At 62.6% G+C, this 18642-nt stretch carries 15 protein-coding genes; 3 read left to right on the plus strand and 12 right to left on the minus strand.

Annotated elements, in window-relative coordinates; all coding sequences use genetic code 11:
• Position 1 precedes the first annotated feature (1 nt).
• The 8 genes from BMY84_RS22020 to BMY84_RS22055 form a co-directional block, all read right to left on the minus strand.
• A complete protein-coding gene (locus BMY84_RS22020; protein ID WP_093086610.1) occupies positions 2-901 on the minus strand; it encodes a VOC family protein in 900 nt (299 codons plus the stop codon).
• Positions 902-1047: 146 nt separating this feature from the next.
• Positions 1048-2892, minus strand: coding sequence for an amidohydrolase (locus tag BMY84_RS22025; protein WP_093086684.1), 1845 nt, complete (start codon positions 2890-2892; stop codon positions 1048-1050).
• Between the two features lie 92 nt (positions 2893-2984).
• Entirely contained in the window at positions 2985-3233 is a 249-nt protein-coding gene (locus BMY84_RS22030) for a XapX domain-containing protein (RefSeq protein WP_093086611.1), read from the minus strand.
• Positions 3234-3269: 36 nt separating this feature from the next.
• Positions 3270-4106: an alpha/beta fold hydrolase gene (locus BMY84_RS22035; protein WP_093086613.1), complete on the minus strand. Its 837-nt coding sequence runs from the start codon at positions 4104-4106 to the stop codon at positions 3270-3272.
• A gap of 80 nt (positions 4107-4186) precedes the next feature.
• Entirely contained in the window at positions 4187-4846 is a 660-nt protein-coding gene (locus BMY84_RS22040; protein ID WP_093086614.1) for a hydrolase, read from the minus strand.
• Positions 4847-5119: 273 nt separating this feature from the next.
• Positions 5120-5836, minus strand: coding sequence for a response regulator (locus BMY84_RS22045; protein ID WP_371262438.1), 717 nt, complete (start codon positions 5834-5836; stop codon positions 5120-5122).
• Positions 5837-5842: 6 nt separating this feature from the next.
• Positions 5843-6433, minus strand: coding sequence for a M17 family peptidase N-terminal domain-containing protein (locus tag BMY84_RS22050; RefSeq protein WP_256215357.1), 591 nt, complete (start codon positions 6431-6433; stop codon positions 5843-5845).
• A 150-nt stretch (positions 6434-6583) separates the two neighbouring features.
• Positions 6584-7513 (minus strand): LysR family transcriptional regulator, encoded by a 930-nt coding sequence (locus BMY84_RS22055; RefSeq protein ID WP_093086616.1) that lies wholly within the window; start codon positions 7511-7513, stop codon positions 6584-6586.
• A gap of 122 nt (positions 7514-7635) precedes the next feature.
• Between BMY84_RS22055 and BMY84_RS22060 the strand changes: the two genes are divergently transcribed.
• The 3 genes from BMY84_RS22060 (at position 7636) to BMY84_RS30570 (ending at position 10700) form a co-directional block, all read left to right on the plus strand.
• Entirely contained in the window at positions 7636-8334 is a 699-nt protein-coding gene (locus BMY84_RS22060; RefSeq protein WP_093086689.1) for a pirin family protein, read from the plus strand.
• A gap of 420 nt (positions 8335-8754) precedes the next feature.
• Positions 8755-9681 carry a TonB-dependent siderophore receptor gene (locus tag BMY84_RS30565; protein WP_256215358.1) on the plus strand — a complete coding sequence of 309 codons (927 nt, stop codon included), beginning with the start codon at positions 8755-8757 and terminating at the stop codon, positions 9679-9681.
• On the plus strand, positions 9579-10700 hold the full coding sequence (locus BMY84_RS30570) for a TonB-dependent siderophore receptor (RefSeq protein WP_256215365.1): 1122 nt from the start codon (positions 9579-9581) through the stop codon (positions 10698-10700). Before BMY84_RS30565 ends, BMY84_RS30570 begins: the two co-directional genes overlap by 103 nt.
• Before the next feature lie 635 nt (positions 10701-11335).
• Here the strand turns inward: BMY84_RS30570 and BMY84_RS22070 are convergent.
• From BMY84_RS22070 to BMY84_RS22085, 4 genes are all read right to left on the minus strand, one after another.
• Positions 11336-12643 carry a GGDEF domain-containing protein gene (locus BMY84_RS22070; protein ID WP_177204121.1) on the minus strand — a complete coding sequence of 436 codons (1308 nt, stop codon included), beginning with the start codon at positions 12641-12643 and terminating at the stop codon, positions 11336-11338.
• 369 nt (positions 12644-13012) lie between these two features.
• The gene (locus BMY84_RS22075) at positions 13013-16195 is read right to left on the minus strand and encodes an efflux RND transporter permease subunit (RefSeq protein ID WP_093086619.1); all 3183 of its coding nucleotides are present in this window, start codon (positions 16193-16195) and stop codon (positions 13013-13015) included.
• A gap of 3 nt (positions 16196-16198) precedes the next feature.
• Positions 16199-17335, minus strand: coding sequence for an efflux RND transporter periplasmic adaptor subunit (locus BMY84_RS22080; protein ID WP_093086620.1), 1137 nt, complete (start codon positions 17333-17335; stop codon positions 16199-16201).
• 13 nt (positions 17336-17348) lie between these two features.
• Entirely contained in the window at positions 17349-18623 is a 1275-nt protein-coding gene (locus tag BMY84_RS22085; RefSeq protein ID WP_093086622.1) for a TolC family protein, read from the minus strand.
• Positions 18624-18642: the final 19 nt, after the last annotated feature.

The raw sequence follows: 18642 nt of genomic DNA on the forward strand, positions 1-18642 counted from the left end.
CTTATTTTGCCACCGGAGCATGAACTTCGGCGATGTAGCCGCCGGGGAAGCGCAGGATCGCGCTCTGGCGACCCGCGACCGTCTGTGGCGCGACCAGCGTTTCGACGCCAGCCGCCGACGCCTTGGCCAAGGTGGCGTCAAGGTCGGCGATTGCATAGCCGGTCATGTCGCGGCCATAGGGCCAGGGCAGTTGGCCGTCCGACACGAAGACGGTCATCTTGCCATAGCCGCTGTCGATGGCGACGCGGCGGATGGTCTTGCCGGGCTGGCCGATTTCCTCGCCTTTTGCGGCGCTGTCGTCGGAGACGATCTTGCCATGGGCAAAGCCGGTCCAGTCCTTGATGAACCTGTCGGCGACGTCAGCGGTCAGGTAGATGCGATTTTCCGGAACGGTGGTGAGCGCGGGATAGTTGGGTTTTGCGGTGTGCCAGTAGAGTTGCATGTTCACGCCGCCGGCCCATTGCACCACCACGTCGCGGCCGATGGGATCGGGGAAGGTGGTGATGCGGCGCACCGCACCATGCTTCACCGCAGAGGCGACGGCGGCGTCCATGTCGCTGACCAGATAGCCGGTGCGTTCGTCGCCGAAGGGATAAGGGATCGGCGTCTTGAAGCCGAAGACGGAGACGGTGCCGGCCGGGGTCAGTGCCAGCTGCGATTTGGTCAGGCTGGGGGTGGGCGTCACCTGAAATTCGCCCTGCTTCGACGTAGTGCCGCCGAAGGTCGCGACGAAGCTGGCGACGAAGGCGTCGAACTGGCCTTCGGGCACATAGACATGGGTGGTGTCATATTGAGCGCCGACGGAATAATCGGCGGTGACGGCCGGTTTTGCCATCACAGGGGCGGCGACCGGGGTGGTGGCGACCATCAGGGTCGCGAGGATCATGGTGAAGCGGGTCATGTCTGTGGCTCCGGTTGGTCGGGGGACAAGACGGGTTTTAGGCAGCAAAGATCAATCGATCGATCCGAATAAAATCGACCGTCATGTTCTAAATATTGGAATAGACGCAGGCCAGCCCCTTCGGTGAGGAAGGGGCCGGAACCCGATCAGACAGCCCAGCAGCCGCAGCCGAGCGAACCCCAGAAACTCTGGACGTCGGCGGCCGGGACGTCGGCGCCCAGCGCAGCGGCATGGTCATGGCCATGGACGCCGCAAGCACTGGCACATCCACAGGCCGACGCCAGTTGCGCGCGGGCTTCGCGGGTCTTGTGATAGCCGCCGAAGGTGGCGACCGGCGACCAGTCGGGCATGGGCTTGGGCAAATCGGGTGCGAGCGGGGCATAATCCCCCTCGCCATGGACCACCTTGCCGCCCAGCAGGGTCAGGACAGAGCGGATATGAACGATCTGGTCCTCCGGCACCGAAAAATAGTCGGCCGACAGCAGGGCAAGATCGGCCAACTGGCCTTCCTTGATCTGGCCCTTCTTGCCGATCTCGTTCGAGAACCAGGTATTCTCATGCGTCCACATCGCCAGCGCTTTCTCGCGGCTGACGCGATTGTCGCCGCGATAGAGGGCGAAGCCGCCAACGGTGCGGCCGGTGACGAGCCAACTGAGCGACACCCAGGGATTATAGCTGGCGACGCGGGTCGCGTCGGTGCCTGCTCCCACCGGAATGCCCGCCGCGATCATGCGGGAAATGGGCGGGGTACGCTCCGCTGCCTTGGCGCCATAGCGTCCGACGAAATATTCGCCCTGATAGGCCATGCGATGCTGCACCGCGATGCCGCCGCCCAGCGCGGCGATCCGGTCGATATTGCGATCGCTGATCGTTTCGGCATGGTCGAAGAACCAGTTGATGCCCTGCAAGGGGATGTCCCGGTTCACCTTTTCATAAACGTCGAGCGCGCGGCCGATCGTCTCGTCATAGGTGGCGTGCAGGCGCCAGGGCCAGCGATGCTCGGCGAGCAGGCGGATGACCGGTTCCAGATCGCCCTCCATGCTGGGCGCCATGTCGGGCCGGGGCTGGCGGAAGTCCTCGAAATCCGCCGCCGAATAGACCAGCATTTCGCCTGCGCCATTGTGGCGATAGGTGTCGTCGCCCTGCCCCGGCGAAACCTGCTTCACCCAGCCGGAGAAATCGGCCAGCTCTTCCTTGGGCTTCTGGGTGAAGAGATTATAGCTGATGCGGACGGTCAGCTGATCGTCCTGATGCAGTTTCTCGATAATCTCATAATCGTCGGGATAATTCTGGAAGCCGCCGCCCGCGTCGATCACGCCGGTCACGCCCAGCGCATTGACGTCGCGCATGAAGTGGCGGGTGGAATTGAGCTGATAGTCCTGCGGCAGCTTCGGCCCCTTGGCCAGCGTCGAATAGAGGATCGTCGCATTGGGCTGGGCCAGCAGCAGGCCGGTCGGGTTGCCGGCGGCGTCGCGGACGATCTCACCACCCGGCGGGTTGGGCGTGTCCTTGGTATAGCCCACGACGCGCAGCGCAGCGGCGTTCAGCAGCGCGCGGTCATAAAGGTGCAGGATGAAGACCGGCGTGTCGGGCGCGACGGCGTTCAGTTCGGCGATGGTCGGCAGGCGCTTCTCGGCGAACTGATGTTCGGTGAAGCCGCCGACAACACGAACCCATTGCGGGGCGGGCGTGTTGTCGACCTGGCGCTTCAGCATGTCCATCGCCTCGGCGAGTGTCGGCACGCCGTCCCAGCGCAGCTCCATGTTGAAGTTCAGGCCGCCGCGGATGATGTGCATGTGGCTGTCGATCAGGCCGGGGATCAGGCGATGCCCCTTGGCGTCGATGATGGTCGCGCCGGGGGCGGCAGCGCGGACTTCGGCTTCGCTGCCGACGGCAAGGAACTTGCCGTTCCGGATGGCGACGGCCTCAGCCTGGGGATTGGAGCGGTCGAGAGTCGTGACCTTGGCGTTGACGATGATCGTGTCTGTCATAGGGGTATCCTTGGCAATGGCCCGAACGCTGGCGAAAAGCGGGGGCACGAGAGCAGAGGCGGCAACGCCTGCCAGGGCGTGACGCCGGGTGATCATGCGTCACCCTTTCGATTGTCTGGGAGCGGGCCGAGGACATGATCGCGGCACTCGTTACGCACGAAGCGCGCGAGTTCATGCGAGTCAGCCCAGCGCTTGGCCACCGGTATGATCTGTTCGCCCACCAATATGCCGAGCAAGCCGATCAGAGCGATCGCCGGGGGAGCAGGTGAACGCACACCGAGCAGCGAATAGACGACGCCGACCAGCAGACCGGCACCGAGAGAGAGAAGGTAGACTTTCATCGCCGGTCTCCTGTTCAATGCGTGGATTGTGGGCGATTAGGCCCGGGCGAAGGCGAGGATGTCGGCGTTCAGCACGTCCGCATTCACGGTCAGCATGCCGTGCGAATAGTCCTCGTAAATTTTGAGCGTGGCGTTTGGCAGGAGCTGCGCCTGCAACACGCCGGCATTCTTGTAGGGGACGACCTGATCGTCATCGCCATGTAGAACCAGCGTAGGCACCGTGATGGCGGCGAGGTCGTCGGTCTGGTCGGTTTCGGAGAAAGCCTTGATGCCGTCATAATGGGCCTTCGCGCTGCCCATCATGCCCTGACGCCACCAATTGTCGATGACGGCCGACTTCACATCTGCGCCTTCCCGGTTGAAACCATAGAAGGGACCGGCGGCCACATCGCGGAAGAATTGCGAGCGGTTGGCGGCAAGCCCCGCGCGCAGGCCGTCGAACACATTCATCGGCAGGCCGCCAGGGTAGCGCTCGGTCGCCAGCATGATCGGCGGCACGGCGCTGACCAATACGACCTTGGCGACGCGGCCCTCGGGCAGACCGAAGCGGGCGACATAGGCGGCGACTTCGCCACCGCCGGTCGAATGGCCGATATGAATGGCGTTCTTCAGATCAAGGTGGCGGGCGACCGCAGCGGCGTCGGCGGCATAATGGGCCATGTCATGCCCGTCGCTGACCTGAGCCGACCGGCCATGGCCGCGACGGTCATGGGCGATGACGCGATAGCCCTTGGAAAGGAAAAACAGCATCTGCGCGTCCCAGTCGTCGGACGAGAGCGGCCAGCCATGGTGGAACATGATGGGCTGGGCGTCTTTCGAACCCCAGTCCTTGAAGAAGATATCGACGCCGTCGTCGGTGGTCACGAAGCTCATGGTGGCGGCCCTCGGGTTCAGAGTGGAAAGGAAAATGGGCCGGCGGCGGTGGGGAGGGGGTTGCCGCCGGCCCGGCGGCGTCAGTGGCCGCCTTCGGAGGCGCCGAACATGGTCTTGGCGTACTTGATGCCCAGGCCATAAGCGCCGCCCCAGACCTTCGCGATGCCGGTGGTCGAGTCGTAAGTTTCGGTGCGCGCCCAGTCGCGCTGCAGTTCGAGCATATACTGGAGCGAGGTCATCGGCTTGGCGCCCAGCTGGATCATGCGCTGCACGGCGCGTTCATGGGCTTCTTCGCTGATGTCGCCACAGGCATCCGCGATGAAATAGGCGTCGAAACCCTGATCGATGGCGGAGGCGACCGGGCCGACGATGCAGACGCTGGTCCACAGGCCCGCAAAGACGATCCTTTCCTTGCCGATCCGGTTGACTTCTTCGATCACGGCAGCATCTTCCCAGGTGTTCATCGACGTACGGTCGAGCAGCGGCTGGCCGGGGAATGCGTCGGTGATCTCGTCGAACATCGGGCCGGAGAAGCTCTTTTCCGCGACGGTCGTCAGGATGGTCGATACGCCGAACGACTTGGCGGCACGGCTGATGAGGGCGGCGTTGTTACGCAGCAATTCGGGGGCGATCGACTTGGTCGCAAAGCTCATCTGCGACTGGAAATCGATCAGGATGAGGGTGTGGTCGGTCGGCGAGATCAGGGACTTGCCAGGGGTCGGGGTGGCGGTGATCGTCATGGGTCGGCTCCTTGGGTGAGGCAGCATCTCGCTGCGGCAAGCATTGGATAGCTCGCAAGTTTGATTTGAAATACTCGGATAAAATTATCCGATATGTTACAATTATTAGAAATGTTGGATGGAGTGACAATCCGGCGATACATGTCTCGTCGCCGTCCCGCCTCCCGATATCCAACGCGCGCGATGATGGCTCCGGTGATGCCGAATGGTATTGGATCAAGCTGCGGCGATAGAGAGGATTACGACAAAAACGGTGTCGGAATGCGTCACGGTTCAGACCTCGAGGAGGCCCCGTTGGATCGCGATCGTGACGGCATGGGTGCGATCGCGGGCACCCAGTTTGGAGAAGATCGACTTCATGTGCCCCTTCACCGTCTCTTCGGTGATATCGAGCTGTGATCCCGCCAGCTTGTTCGAATGCCCCGATGCGGCAAGCGACAGGATCGCGATCTCTCGATCGGTCAGCGGATCTTCCAGCACATGCAGGGCGATAGCGGTCGCGACCGTCGCATCCAGATGCTTGCCGCCCAGATGCACGGATCGAATGGCGTCGAGAAGCTGTTTCCGCAGGCTGGCTTTGAGCAGATACCCCATCGCGCCAGACCTCAACGCTCTCAATGCCCGCCCGTCGCCCGAATAGGTCGTCAGCACGATGATGCGTGCATCCGGATGACTGGCCCGAATAGCCTGGATGGCCTCAAGACCGGAACCGTCCGCCATCTGAAGGTCCATAAGGACGATGTCGGGAAGCAGCCTTTCATAGGCTTCGACGGCTCGGAGACCATTGTCCGCCTCACCTACGATCTGCATGTCGGACTGGGTCGACAGCATTGCGCGAACGCCTTCCCTCAGCAGGGCATGGTCGTCCACTACCAGAATCGAAATCGGCGACGCTGGGAGACGCATATCCAGACTGAGACTCGGATGCGGCTGCATAGCGCTAAATATGATGCCCGTGGCGAATATGTCCACGCACCTGTCTGCCGCCATGGTGACCTATAGGTGCCATTGACCCAGCACCATTTTGAGTTCGTCGGCGACGACGTCAATGTGGGGTGTGCGGAGATCGAAGACCAAGTCCATGTGCTCAGGCTTCGTCTGATTTCCATACTCGTCGATGGCTTCCAAAGCCCCAGCCATCATTGCCGATGCCGCGTTCCCAACATCGTCGGGGGTCGTATCGGCAGTGAGGAGGTTTAAGAGGCACGCTGCAGAGCGGGTGTCGAGTTGAATTGCCGCCCGCATTGCAATGGCGACCAGACGGCCGAGCTTCGGGGCGTCGACATGATCGGCGTCCCCCATCCCAACGATCAGAAGGGCGCTTGATCGGACTGGCGATGGCGGGCTGGAGAGAATCAATGTCTCACCGAAACGCCCATCGAACACACTGCCGGCACGCAAATGGGACAGGGTGCCGGACAGGGCTGCGTCGAGTTCGCAAGCGATGCCCCCGATCTGTGCCGCGCGAGATATTTCCGGCATGCCGACAATGAGCAGGTCAAACCGGTCACCGACCGGATCGACTGCGCCAGTTTGGAAATGCACGGAGCGATAGTTGCCCAGATTCTGTGCCGCGATGCCAGCCAATGCCTCAAGTTCTCCTATGTGCCGCATACGGCCGCTGGTCAGCCTATGGGCGGAGCAGCGTTCCGTCGCGGCCAGGACAAACAGCTTTTGTAGATTACTGCTGGATTCAACTGGCCGAGGATCACTGGCCCAGCCTTCCGAGTGCGAAACTCATATGTCGCTCATTCCGTCTGGCTCGCGATCGTTCGTACCGAGCGCGACAAACTGATCGAGCAGCCAGGATGCGGCGGGGCCAGGTGGGGTGTCGCGACGCCAGATGCCGCTGAACCGATAGGTACCGCCCGGATGATCCGGAATGGCAAGCTGGACCAAAGTGCCCGCCACCAGATCGGCTTCGATCATCGGCAACGGCATGTTGCCCCATCCGATTCCCTCCCGCAGCAGGGAATGCTTGGCGCCAAGATCGGCCAGACGCCAAGTTTTTGGGCTGCTCACCGAAAAGTCACGTCCCTCTGTGAAGCGCGACCGGTCGGTTAGGACTAGCTGGATGTGCTCGCGCGATGCTCCCGGCGCGATGGTGTCCATCCGGCCGAGCGGATGGTCGGGAGCAGCAACAGGCACCATCGAGACAAGCCCCGCCGCCCTGCTTTCAATTCCCAAGACACCAGCAGAAAGCGGGCCGGAGATGCCTATAACCGCAACTCGGTCCAGAACCATGGCGGTGACCGCGCCCAAGGCTTCTGCATGCAGGCGCAACTGCACGGTCGGAAACTCTCGCGAGAAGGCGCGCAGCACCTTCCCCAGCCGTTCGGCGGGCAGCATCACGTCGACGGCAAGGTTGACCTCGGCCTCCAGGCCATCGAGTAGGCCCTTTGCCTTGGCACGTAAGCTATCGATGCCATCTGAGATCCCCCGAATTTCCGCCAGCATTGCGCGGCCGGCGACGGTCAGTTGCGGCTTCTTTGTCCCTTCGCGGTCAAAGAGCATCAGCCCCAACTGGGCCTCCAAGTTGGCAATGCCGTAGCTGATGACCGACACTGCCCTGTTGAGCTTGCGACCCGCTGAGGCGAAGCTGCCTGTTTCGACGATCGTGAGAAAGATTTGTAACTGGTCAAATGTCGGCGTGCCGGGATTATTCATTGTTCGACTTTCTGGAACGTTGCCATTCATTTTATCCCGCTGAATAGGAAAGTGTGCAAGCGCTAAACGGATTTCCAACAGGGCGGTCCCATGGTGGACACACCGCCCGAAGGAGACACATGATGATCGAACTTCGTCCCTTTGACGGCCTTGGTGGCGCCAATCATGGCTGGCTCGATGCCAAGCATCATTTCTCGTTTGCGGGCTATCACGATCCTGCCCGCGTGCACTGGGGCAATTTGCGGGTCTGGAACGATGATACCATCGCGCCGGGCACCGGCTTCCCGCCGCATCCGCACCGCGACATGGAAATCATCACCTATGTTCGCGAGGGTGCGATCACCCATCAGGACAATCTGGGCAATCAGGGTCGCACCGAAGCGGGTGATGTGCAGGTCATGTCTGCGGGCACGGGCGTCAAGCATTCGGAATATAACCGCGAAGACGTGACGACGAAGATCTTCCAGATCTGGATTATCCCGACCCGCGACGGTGAAGCGCCAAGCTGGGGTGCCCGTCCCTTCCCCAAGGGCGACCGTGCCGGCCATTTCGTGACGCTGGCGTCGGGTTATGAGAATGACAACGACGCACTGCCGATCCGGACCGACGCCCGCGTGGTTGCCGCGACACTCAAGGCTGGTGAGAGCGCCGAGTATCCGATCGGAAAGGATCGCAAGGGCTATCTGGTGCCGGCAACCGGGGCGATCCAGATCGACGACGTTCGTGCCAATGCCCGTGACGGCGTGGCGATCCAGGATCTCGATGTGATCCGGGTGACCGCGATCGAGGATAGCGAGATTGTTCTGGTCGACGCTGCCTGAATCAGTCTGGGGCGCGGCACTGCTGCGCCCCATTCTCTTCGTTGCTCCGGTGTCGCCAGAGATTTTCTGACTGGTCTCGGGTAACTGGGAAAGGCGGAGTTCGCTCCTGCCGACTGGCTCACTCAGACATCACGCCCCGTCAGCAACAATTAATAACGCTTTATGCCTGTATTTTGCGACGAGCTCGCAATAACGATCCGCGAAACGGGTCAGCCCCGAATTTGAGGAGCGGGGCAATAGCTTGATTTCGTGACGATCCGTTCCGCTTCTCGGTATTCCCGTGCAGGGAGTTATCAGATGAAGCTGTTCATTCCGTCGCTTGTCGTTTCTCGCATTTTCGCTGGGCAAGTTCATGCATAGGCGGAAAGTGATGCAGGCAGCGATATCGTCGTAACCGCCCGAGCCCAGAAACTATATCGGGTGACGGATACCGAGATCGGGCGGGTCGATGCGGATCCGATGAATGTCCCGCAGTCATTCCAGGTCATCACCGCCGATTTGATCCAGGATCAAGGCGCGCGGGACATTACCGACCTCTATCGCAATGTCGCCGGTGTCAGTGAAAACCAATATGCCACCGTCACCTATCGCGGCTTCCGACAGGACGGCATTTTCTACGATGGCCTGCGGGGTGACCCGTTCCAGAGCTTTTCCGTGCCGAGCCTGTTCGGCGTCGAGCGCGTGGAGTTTCTGAAAGGACCGATCGGCATGCTCTATGGCGCGAGCGCCCCGGGCGGCATGATCAACTATGTAACGAAGAAGCCATCGAACCAGTTTCAGGCATCCTTCCGCGCGATCGCGGGCAATTACGACAGGCTCGGCGCATCGGGAGAGATTACCGGCCCGCTTGACCGCAAAGGCGTAATCGCCGCGCGCGTGGGGGGCTTTTACGAGACATACGACACGATCCAGCGCTTCACGAAGAAGGAGGCGACGATGCTGGACGGCGGCATCACGCTGCACCTCGCACCCGATGCCAAGCTGGTCACGCAGGTCACGCACTTCCGCCAGAACCTGCCGGGCAACCGCCTGCGCGGCATTCCGACGACCTCCAGCGGCGAATTCCTCGCACCGCGCGACTGGAACCACAATGAAGCGACCGACTTCACCAAACTCAATGGCACGGTCGTCCAGTCGCGCTTTGACGGCAAGCTGAGCGAAGCGGTTTCGTTATGCGGAGGGTCAGGATTTCCACGACCCCGGTCGGCCGGATCGACACGAATGCCGATGGCGTGGCGGACACGGTGTCGCGCGAGTTCCGCCGCCAGCATCGCGATATCAAGGGGCTCACTTTCTCGGGCAATGCGACAGCCCGTTTTTCGACCGGTGCGATCGAGCACCGCGTGACCGCCGGCGGTGACTGGTATCGCCAGACTTTGTGGTCGTTGGGGCAGCGCACCCGCGTGGGTGTGGCGCCGGTATCATTCCTGAACCCGGTCTATGGCGTCAATCCGGTGTCCAGCTATGATCTGAGTGCTGGCCGCCGCGATCTCGCCGACACGACGGCACATCGCTATGGTATGTTCGTGCAGGAGCAGGCGACGCTGGGGCGCTTCATTCTGGTGGGCGGCCTTCGGCAGGACTGGTTCGACGATCGTGACGAGGGCGACCCCAAGACCTCCGGCAATCGCCTGAGCTGGCGCGTCGGCGGCATCGTAAAACCGATTGATCCCGTGTCGCTTTACGTCAATTATTCGCAAAGCTTCGAGCCGCAGGATCCCGGCTCTCAAAGTGCGAGCGTCGGCGACCCCTTCGCGCCCATCGCCAACTGCCAGATCGAAGTCGGCGCAAAAGGCTCGCTGCTCGGCGGCCGGTTGCAGCCGACCGTTGCGCTCTACCGCATCGTGCAGAACAACATTCTCCAGGAAGACCCCAATATTCCGCCGGTCGGCGGCTTCGACCAGCTTCGCCCGCTTGGCGAAGTGACGAGCAAGGGCGTCGAGTTCACGCTGGCTGCCGACGTGACGCCGGACTGGGTCGTTACCGCGAACTATGCCTATAACGACGCGCAAATCACGCAGGGCGTCCCCGGCGTCGTCATCGACAGTTCGTTCGGCACGCGCTTCCCCAACGCCCCGCAACATCAGGCCGGGCTGTGGTCGCGCTATCAGTTTCCGCGCTGGGATTTGGGCCTGGCGCTTGGGGGGCATTATGTCTCGAAGCAGTCCGATCGTCGCGGCAATCAGATCCCCGGCTACACCATTTTCGACGGCAGCATCACCAAGGGGCTGGGCTTCATGGACGTGATGCTGCGCGTTGAGAATATCTTCGACAAGACATACGCCCTGTCCGCGCTGGACGAGATTCGCGGTTCGTTCCTGGGAAGGCCGCGCAGCGTGTTCGTCGAACTGCGCAAGACGATCTGATTGAAAGGTCGTGACTGGGTGATCTAAAATGCCTTGCTCCGACACTAGCAGGGAAGCTGACATGGTTCTGCAGTCGTACTACAAGCGTGGTGCCGAGACCGCCTTGTGCCGTTGAGGGATTAAAGGCTGGCCCCCGCTCGGATAGGCGATGACTTGTCATGGGACGTTCTTGCCGTTCAAAAGCGATGAGCCGAACGGCAGCTCTTGCCTGGAGCCGACATTCGGCGTCCACCTGAGCTGCATCGCAGAAAGAGGCTGGCCGTAAGGAGAGTGTCGGCTCCGAGCGGCTGGCACAGGGTAGCCGATATTCTCGGCCACATGCTGGTGTTTCCTCACGCCCCTTCCAAGGCTTTCAGTGCGAAATTTCGACTGACAGGAGCGGACGTTCGTACATCATATCGCTCCGACGCTGCCCACTCCAAGCAGGCCGGTCGCCAGAGGGATATTGGCTTTTTATCGCAGTGAATGAGTGTCCTGTCCCTATTCGACAAGGCAATCCCCGCGACCCGCTTGCAAACCAGCTTTTTATACCGGCGAATGCTCCGGCCCATCATATTGTTGGTGCGGTTAGGTCCGGCATAAACGGAACTGCCTGAGCGCTCATTGGAGAAGCATCACGACGGGAAATAGCCGCCTCATTGATGCACTGCAAAACCCCTATGCTGAGATGGAGCAGGTGCCTGGGTCCATATCTCGAAGCGATCCCGGCCGATATTCTTCGCCCGGTACAACGCCTCGTCCGCATACATCAGCGGCTTTTCGAGGGTGCTATCCATGTGCTCAACGTAAATGCCGATACTCACCGTCACCTGGACGGCTTCTCCATTCTCCAGCGTTGCGACCGTCGAACGCAACGTTCGATTGATCCGTTCGGCCACGCTGGCGGCATTGATCGAACAGCAATCCGGCAAGACGACCGCAAACTCCTCACCGCCAATGCGGCCGACAACGTCTTTGGACCGGACAGCACCCTGCAAGATGGACGCAAAGACAGTAAGCACCTGATCTCCTCCCTTGTGCCCATAACGATCATTGACGGATTTGAAATGATCGATGTCCAGCATCATGACGGCCGTTGGCTCACCCCTGCGCGCCGCCTTCCGGAGGGCGTCAGTGCCGGCTTCAATAAATGCGCGGCGACTATACAGGCCCGTCATGGCATCCCGATCCGCGAGCATGCGCAGCCTTTGGAGCAGTTCGTCCCGCGCCGCCGCCATGCTGCCCAAGACGATCGGGGTGAAGGCGACAAGGCTCACGCCCAGGCGTATGGAGATGAGATCCGCGCGCGAGGCAAAGTCAGCGCCTGACCACAATATACCCATGCGGCCCGCGAAGATTGTCCAGATCGCGAAGATGAAGCTGATACAGGCCGTAGAGAAGAGATTATAGGCAAGTCCACACCAGAGCAGGGCTGGCAAGGGAAACAGGCCTGCGCCTGGCCCGCCTATCGCTATGCTTGCAGCGACAGAAGCAACAAGAGCGATCAACGGCAGCGCGCTGCCAGCGCTGAATTGGTCAAGACGGTCGCGCATGGCTGAGAAAGTCCATGCCCTTGCCTCCGGCAATGTCAGCAGCAGGGGCAGGAAGGTGACATAATTGACCAGCTCCGTGACGGTCCAGAAAAGAAACCCCTCGCCACTCGTGCCACCGAACAGCAGCGGGTTGGCGACGATGCCGAACAGGCCCGCGACAAAGCTGCCCGCGAGGATGGCCTTTAGAATATGGAAGGTTGAGTTCTGCCCCTTCAATCTGCGATCCCGCTGTGAAACCGCACGCAGGAGCCTGTGCGCAGCTCCGATCGCCGCAAGATTTCCGCCATTGAGCGCCATGTTACGCGCGAGACTGGCGCCGGTTATCAAGTCCGCCATGACGAAGCCGATGGCGCATAGGATCCAGGCCGAAGACGTGTTGAGTCTGGGAAAGCGCACAAGCATGCCCAGCATATAGGCGTTTGCGGGCCAGAAGGACGCCAGGCCAAGATGAGGCTGTGCCTTGATACCGATCAGGCAGACGGCAAACAGGCTGATGGCAAAGGCGGTGTCGATCCGTACATGTTCATAGGCACCATCGGCGTGGCGTGCAGCGCTCGCCAATTCTTCTCTCCCGTCATGTTTTCTCGATCCGATCATAATGAATGTCCGTTAACGAAATGGTTCCTGCTGGAGCGATTTTGGCGCTGTGGCCCAGAGAAAGGGTTTGGGGGGCAGACAGCAATGTCCGCCCCCCGACACGATCAAGCCCTGTCGCCTCCATCGCGGCAAAGGCTGAAGTGGCGCGGCCCCTCAGGCGGTTTCCGGCGTGGTCATCTCCGGCTAACGTTGTCCGACCGGGCGCTGCCCGAACCGGGCATAAAGTGTCGGCAGCACGAACAATGTCAGCAGCGTGGCGGAAATCAGTCCGCCGATGACGACCGTCGCCAACGGCTTTTGCACTTCCGCGCCCGCGCCGCTTGCAAAGGCCATCGGCACGAAGCCGAGGCTGGCCACCAGCGCCGTCATCGCCACCGGGCGCAGGCGTTGCATCGCGCCCGTCCGCGCCGCGTCCGCCCTGGCCATGCCGGATCGGACCAGGTCCTGAATGGAACTGACCATGACCAGCCCATTGAGCACCGCGATACCCGACAGCGCGATGAAGCCGACCGCCGCCGACACAGAAAAATCCATGCCGCGTACAAACAGCAGCAACACGCCGCCGACCAGCGCGAACGGGACACCGGTGAAGACGATCGCCGCATCGCGCATATTGCCCAGCGCACCATGGAGCAGCAGCAGGATGAGCAGGAAGCAGGCCGGCACGACCAGCTTCAACCTCTCGCTCGCGGAACGCAGATTTTCGAACTGCCCGCCCCATTCCAGATAGCTGCCGGCCGGCAGGCGCACCTGCTGCCCGATGGCCGATTGTGCATCCGCGACGACACTGCCGACATCGCGGCCGCGCACATTGGCCTGGACGACGACGCGCCTTTTGCCATTTTCCCGACTGATCTGGTTGGGCCCGTCCACAATGCGAATGTCGGCGACGCTGGACAAGGGTACATAGGCACCGCCCGTCACCGGCACCTGCGTCCGGCCGATCAGGCTCAGGTCCGATCGCTGCGTATCCGACAGACGGATGACCACCGGAAAGCGGCGATCCCCTTCGAAGATCATGCCCGATGGACGCCCGCCGATGGTGGCGGTGACAACATCCTGCACATCCTGCGCCGTGACGCCCAGACGCGCCATGGCATCGCGATTGGGCCGTATGTCGAGCATGGGCAGGCCGCTCGTCTGCTCGACCTTCACATCGGTTGCACCCTCCGTCCGGCGCAACGCGCCGGCAATCTGCTCGGCGGTGCGGTTCATGGCATCGAAATCGTCGCCGAACACCTTGACCGCGATATCGCCGCGCACGCCCGCTATCAGTTCATTGAACCGCATCTGGATGGGTTGGGTGATTTCATAGGCATTGCCGGGGAAGCGCCCCAATTCCTTCTCAAGTCGTTCGACCAGTTCGTCCTTGGGCAAGCTCGGATTCGGCCAGTCCTTGCGGGGTTTCAGGATCACGAACATATCGGTGGCGTTGGGCGGCATCGGATCGGACGCCAATTCGGCGGTGCCGGTCTTGGAAAAGACGAACTTCACCTCCGGCTGTTTCGACACCATCTGTTCGATCGGTCCCTGCATCGCCTGGCTTTGTTGCACCGATGTTGCAGGAATGCGGAGCGCCTGGATCAACAGGTCTCCCTCGTCCAGTTGCGGCAGGAACACCTGCCCCAGCGACAGGAACGCCAGCGCGGCAACGACCAAACTGCCAAGGGCAGCGCCGATCGTCAGCGTGGGACGCCGCATCGCCTTGTCGAGGCCCGGCTCATAGCGCTGCTTGAGCCAGCGGACGATGCGGCCATCCTCTTCCTCGATCCGCTTAGAGAGCAGCAGCGCGATCATCGCGGGCACGAAGGTGATCGACAGGATGAAGGCGAAGGCGAGCGCGATGATGACCGTCAGCGCCATCGGCACAAAGGTCTTGCCCTCCACCCCGGTCAGGGTGAGCAACGGCACATAGACGAGGATGATGATGGCCTGTCCATAGACTGAGGGGCGGATCATTTCCCGCGCGGCGGCCGCCACCGTGGCCAGCCGTTCCGGCAGGGTGAGCAGCCGCCCTTCACGATGCTGCTGCGTGGCTAGGCGGCTCAGCGCATTTTCGACGATGATGACCGCGCCGTCGACGATGAGGCCGAAGTCCAGCGCGCCAAGGCTCATCAGGTTCGCCGACACCCCCATGCGCAGCATGCCGAAGCCGGTCAGCATCATGGAAATCGGGATCACCAGCGCCGCGATCAGCGCCGCCCGGAAATTGCCGAGCAGCAGGAACAGCACGACGATGACAAGCAGCGCGCCTTCGCCCAGATTCTTCGCCACCGTCTTCACGGTCGCATTCACCAGCGCCGTGCGGTCCAGCACCGGCTGCACCACCACGTCCGGCGGCAGCGAAGCATTGATCGTTTTCAGCCGATCGGCCACCGCCGTCGCGACCGTCCGGCTATTCTCGCCGATCCGCATGATTGCGGTGCCGACCACGACCTCCGTGCCGTTTTCCGATGCCGATCCCATGCGCACCGCCTGGCCTGTGCGCACGCTCGCCACCTGATCGAGCGTGATCGGCACGCCCTCTCGCGTCGCGACGACCGTGCGTGCCAGTTCCGCAGCGTTGCGGATCAATGCGTCGGAGCGGACGGCCAGGCCTTCGCCATTGCGCTCCACAAAGCCGCCGCCGACACTGCTGTTGTTGCGTTCCAGCGCGGTGCCCAGATCGGTCAGCGTCAGGCCGATCGCGGCCATTTTCTGGACGTCGGGCACGACCAGATATTGCTTGGCATAGCCGCCGATCGAATCCACGCCGGCAAGTCCCGGGGTATTCTTCAGCAGCGGAGTCACGATCCAGTCCTGCGCGGTGCGAAGATAGGTTGCCTTGTCCGCCGGGCTGGTCAGCCGGTCGCCTTCGGGCGTGATATAGCTGCCATCGGGCTGCTCGCCCGGCTCGCCGGGACGATGGGCGTCGTCATCGCGATGCTGGAGGCGTACCGTCCACATATAGACTTCGCCAAGACCCGTGGCGATCGGCCCCATTTCCGGGCTCACGCCGCTGGGCAGATTCTCGGACACGCCCGCAAGTCGTTCGCCAACCTGCTGCCGCGCGAAATAGATGTCGGTCTTGTCGGAAAATACCGCCGTGACCTGCGCAAAGCCGTTGCGGCTGAGCGAGCGGGTATATTCAAGACCCGGTATGCCGGCGAGCGCGGTTTCGATCGGAAAGGAAACCTGCTTTTCGACCAGTTCGGGCGACAGGGCGGAGGCGCGAATATTGATCTGCACCTGATTGTTGGTGATGTCCGGCACGGCGTCGATCGGCAGGCGGGACAGCGAAAAGGCACCGATAACGGCGGCGATGGCGGTGAGCAGCAGGACGAGCCAGCGCTTCTCGACCGCCCATGTAACGATGGTTGCGATCATGGCTCAGTCCTCATGGCTCGCTTCGCCCTTGCCGAGTTCGGCCTTGAGCGTGAAGCTGTTGACGGTGGCGATCTGTTCGTTGCCCTTCAGGCCCGACCGGATCATGACGCTGTCGCCGGATGTGTCGCCGATCGCGACCGGCATGGCCCGGAACCCGGTTGCGCTGCGCACGAACAGGACGGACTTGCCCTCATAGGTCTGCACCGCCGTCAGCGGCACGCGGATCGCGCCGTTCCCGCCATCACCGGACAGGCTGACCGACGCCGTCACCGCTTCCCCCACGCGCCATTGTCCATCGCGGTTTTCCAGCGTGGCGATCGCCGGCACCAGCCGCGTGTTGGCATCGAGCGCGGGTGACACGAAGCTGATCCGCGCGCTGCCCCTGCGTCCCGGCGCTTCCACCGTCACGTTCGCACCGGGCCTTACGCGCCCCGCATCCTGTGGTTGCAGGTTGAGCGAGAGCGATATGGTCGAAAGGTCGGCGACACGAAACAGCTCGGCATCGGCTGCCACGGTCTGACCCAGCACGATGCTGCGCCCGATGACCTGCCCCGACAGCGGCGCCGTGACCGACACGCGATTGAAGCTGCCACCGCCGCGGCCTGCCGCCGTCATCTGGCCCTGCGCGAGCCTCAGGGCGATGCGCGCCTCCGCCGCAGCGGTTCGCGCCGCGATCAGATCCTGTTCGGGCGAGACGCGCTGTGCGAACAGGCGTTGTTCGCGGGCGAGAGTGCTGTTCGCCAGCCCCAGCCGCGCCTGCGCCGCCTCGATTTCCGCGTTCAGCGATGCGGCCTCACGGCTTTCGATCACGGCCAGCGTCTGGCCACGCCCCACCGACTGGCCCAGATTGCGCGTCAGCGACACCACGCGCCCGCCGATCGCGGCCGACACGACCTGCGTACCCTGTGGATCGCCGTCGATGGTCGCGGGCAGTTCGATCGTGCCGGCCCCGCCGATGAGCGGGCGGCCAATCTGGATGCCGGCGGACCGGATCTGATCCTCGGTCATGACGATCTCGCCGCTATCGGCGTGGATTTCCGCCTTGGCAGCAGCCGGTTGCGCTTCGTTCGTCGGGCTATCGCCACAGGCGGCGAGCGCAAGGACGAGCGGCAGAGAAAGGGCGATAGTGTTGAATTGCATGTTTCTCATGGAATCAATTTCCCCTCTGGGGTGCAGGCGCGGTCAGCCGTTCCAGCTGCGCGCGGGCATTGTGATAGGCGGCCAGCGCATCGATCGCGGCGATACGGGTATCGGCAAGCGTGCGTTCGGCATCGAGCAGGTCGATCTGGCCGAACTTGCCCTCCCGATAGCCGATCCGGGCGATCCGGGCGGCTTCCTGCGCCGCAGCAAGCGCCGGGCCGGATGCCATGCGTGCCGTGATCGCAGCATTTTCGGCTTCGGCCTGCGCATCGGTGATCGCCTGCTCGACGTCGAGCGCCGTCATCTTGCGCTGCGCCTCCGCCTGGGTCCGCTGCGCCCGCGCCTGCGCGACGGCCGCGCGGCCGTTGTTAAACAGCGGTATGGGCAGCGAAACGGTGAAGACCGCGGCCACGTCGTTGGTCGCCGACAGGCGGCGCAAGGATGGCCCCACATCGAGATTGGGTATGCGATTGGCTTGCGCGACGCGTATCCCCGCATCGGTGATCGCCAGATCGGCATCGGCGGCGGCCATGGCCAATGTTCCATCAATCATGGCGGGCCTTTGTGGCCCGTAGCTCGCCATGGCCGGCAGGCGATCGAGCATCGTCCGGTCAAGCATAGCATCGTTAGGGCCGCCTACACGGCGGCTCAGATTGGAGCGTGCGGCCAGCGCCAGACGCTCTTGTCGCTCGACATTGGCCAACGCCGCGACCTTCGCCACCTCCGCCCGCTGCTGTTCGAGCGGGGAGGCCCGGCCCGCCTGCAACCGCACATTGGCGGCGCGCAGGCCTTCCTGGGCAAGGCGCGCCTGATCGCGCGCAGTCTCTACTTTTCGATCGGCTGCGACCGCTGCGATATACAGGACCGTCACCTGCCACCGCACGTCGGCGGCGGTGATGGCGGCCTGCAATTGCGCGCGTAATAACTGCGCATCGGCCACGCCGATACGCGCTTGTCGCTTGCCGCCCAGTTCCAGCGTCTGCGTGAAACCCACCGTCGTCTCGGCGCTTTCTACACCGCGATATGGACCGGTGCCGGCGATATTCTCGACCTGGGCCTGCGCTACGGGGTTGGGACGCAGGCCTGCGACGATGCGATTAGCATCCGCTGCGTCGATCCCGGATCGGACCACATCCAGAGCCGGCGCGGCGCCGCCAGCGGCGGCTATGGCATCTTCAAGGGAGCGCGCGGGAGCAGCCGGACTTTCGGCCTCCATACGCCCCTGTTGCGCCTGCGCCACGGAGGCGCAGGACGCTGCGGCGAGGAACGCCGCAAGCAATTTCTGCATGTGTAATCATCCTGACAAA

It is taken from the genome of Sphingobium sp. AP50 (assembly GCF_900109095.1).
Classification (GTDB): domain Bacteria; phylum Pseudomonadota; class Alphaproteobacteria; order Sphingomonadales; family Sphingomonadaceae; genus Sphingobium.

Bases quoted from the DNA above. Each gene is read 5' to 3' on its own strand.
- BMY84_RS22060 (WP_093086689.1), top strand. From the start codon at position 7,636: ATGATCGAACTTCGTCCCTTTGACGGCCTTGGTGGCGCCAATCATGGC.
- BMY84_RS22035 (WP_093086613.1), bottom strand. From the start codon at position 4,106: ATGAGCTTCGTGACCACCGACGACGGCGTCGATATCTTCTTCAAGGAC.
- BMY84_RS22055 (WP_093086616.1), bottom strand. From the start codon at position 7,513: ATGAATAATCCCGGCACGCCGACATTTGACCAGTTACAAATCTTTCTC.
- BMY84_RS22025 (WP_093086684.1), bottom strand. From the start codon at position 2,892: ATGACAGACACGATCATCGTCAACGCCAAGGTCACGACTCTCGACCGC.
- BMY84_RS22080 (WP_093086620.1), bottom strand. From the start codon at position 17,335: ATGCAATTCAACACTATCGCCCTTTCTCTGCCGCTCGTCCTTGCGCTC.
- BMY84_RS22070 (WP_177204121.1), bottom strand. From the start codon at position 12,643: ATGCTGGGCATGCTTGTGCGCTTTCCCAGACTCAACACGTCTTCGGCC.
- BMY84_RS22040 (WP_093086614.1), bottom strand. From the start codon at position 4,846: ATGACGATCACCGCCACCCCGACCCCTGGCAAGTCCCTGATCTCGCCG.
- BMY84_RS22045 (WP_371262438.1), bottom strand. From the start codon at position 5,836: ATGGCGGCAGACAGGTGCGTGGACATATTCGCCACGGGCATCATATTT.
- BMY84_RS22085 (WP_093086622.1), bottom strand. From the start codon at position 18,623: ATGCAGAAATTGCTTGCGGCGTTCCTCGCCGCAGCGTCCTGCGCCTCC.
- BMY84_RS22075 (WP_093086619.1), bottom strand. From the start codon at position 16,195: ATGATCGCAACCATCGTTACATGGGCGGTCGAGAAGCGCTGGCTCGTC.
- BMY84_RS22030 (WP_093086611.1), bottom strand. From the start codon at position 3,233: ATGAAAGTCTACCTTCTCTCTCTCGGTGCCGGTCTGCTGGTCGGCGTC.
- BMY84_RS22020 (WP_093086610.1), bottom strand. From the start codon at position 901: ATGACCCGCTTCACCATGATCCTCGCGACCCTGATGGTCGCCACCACC.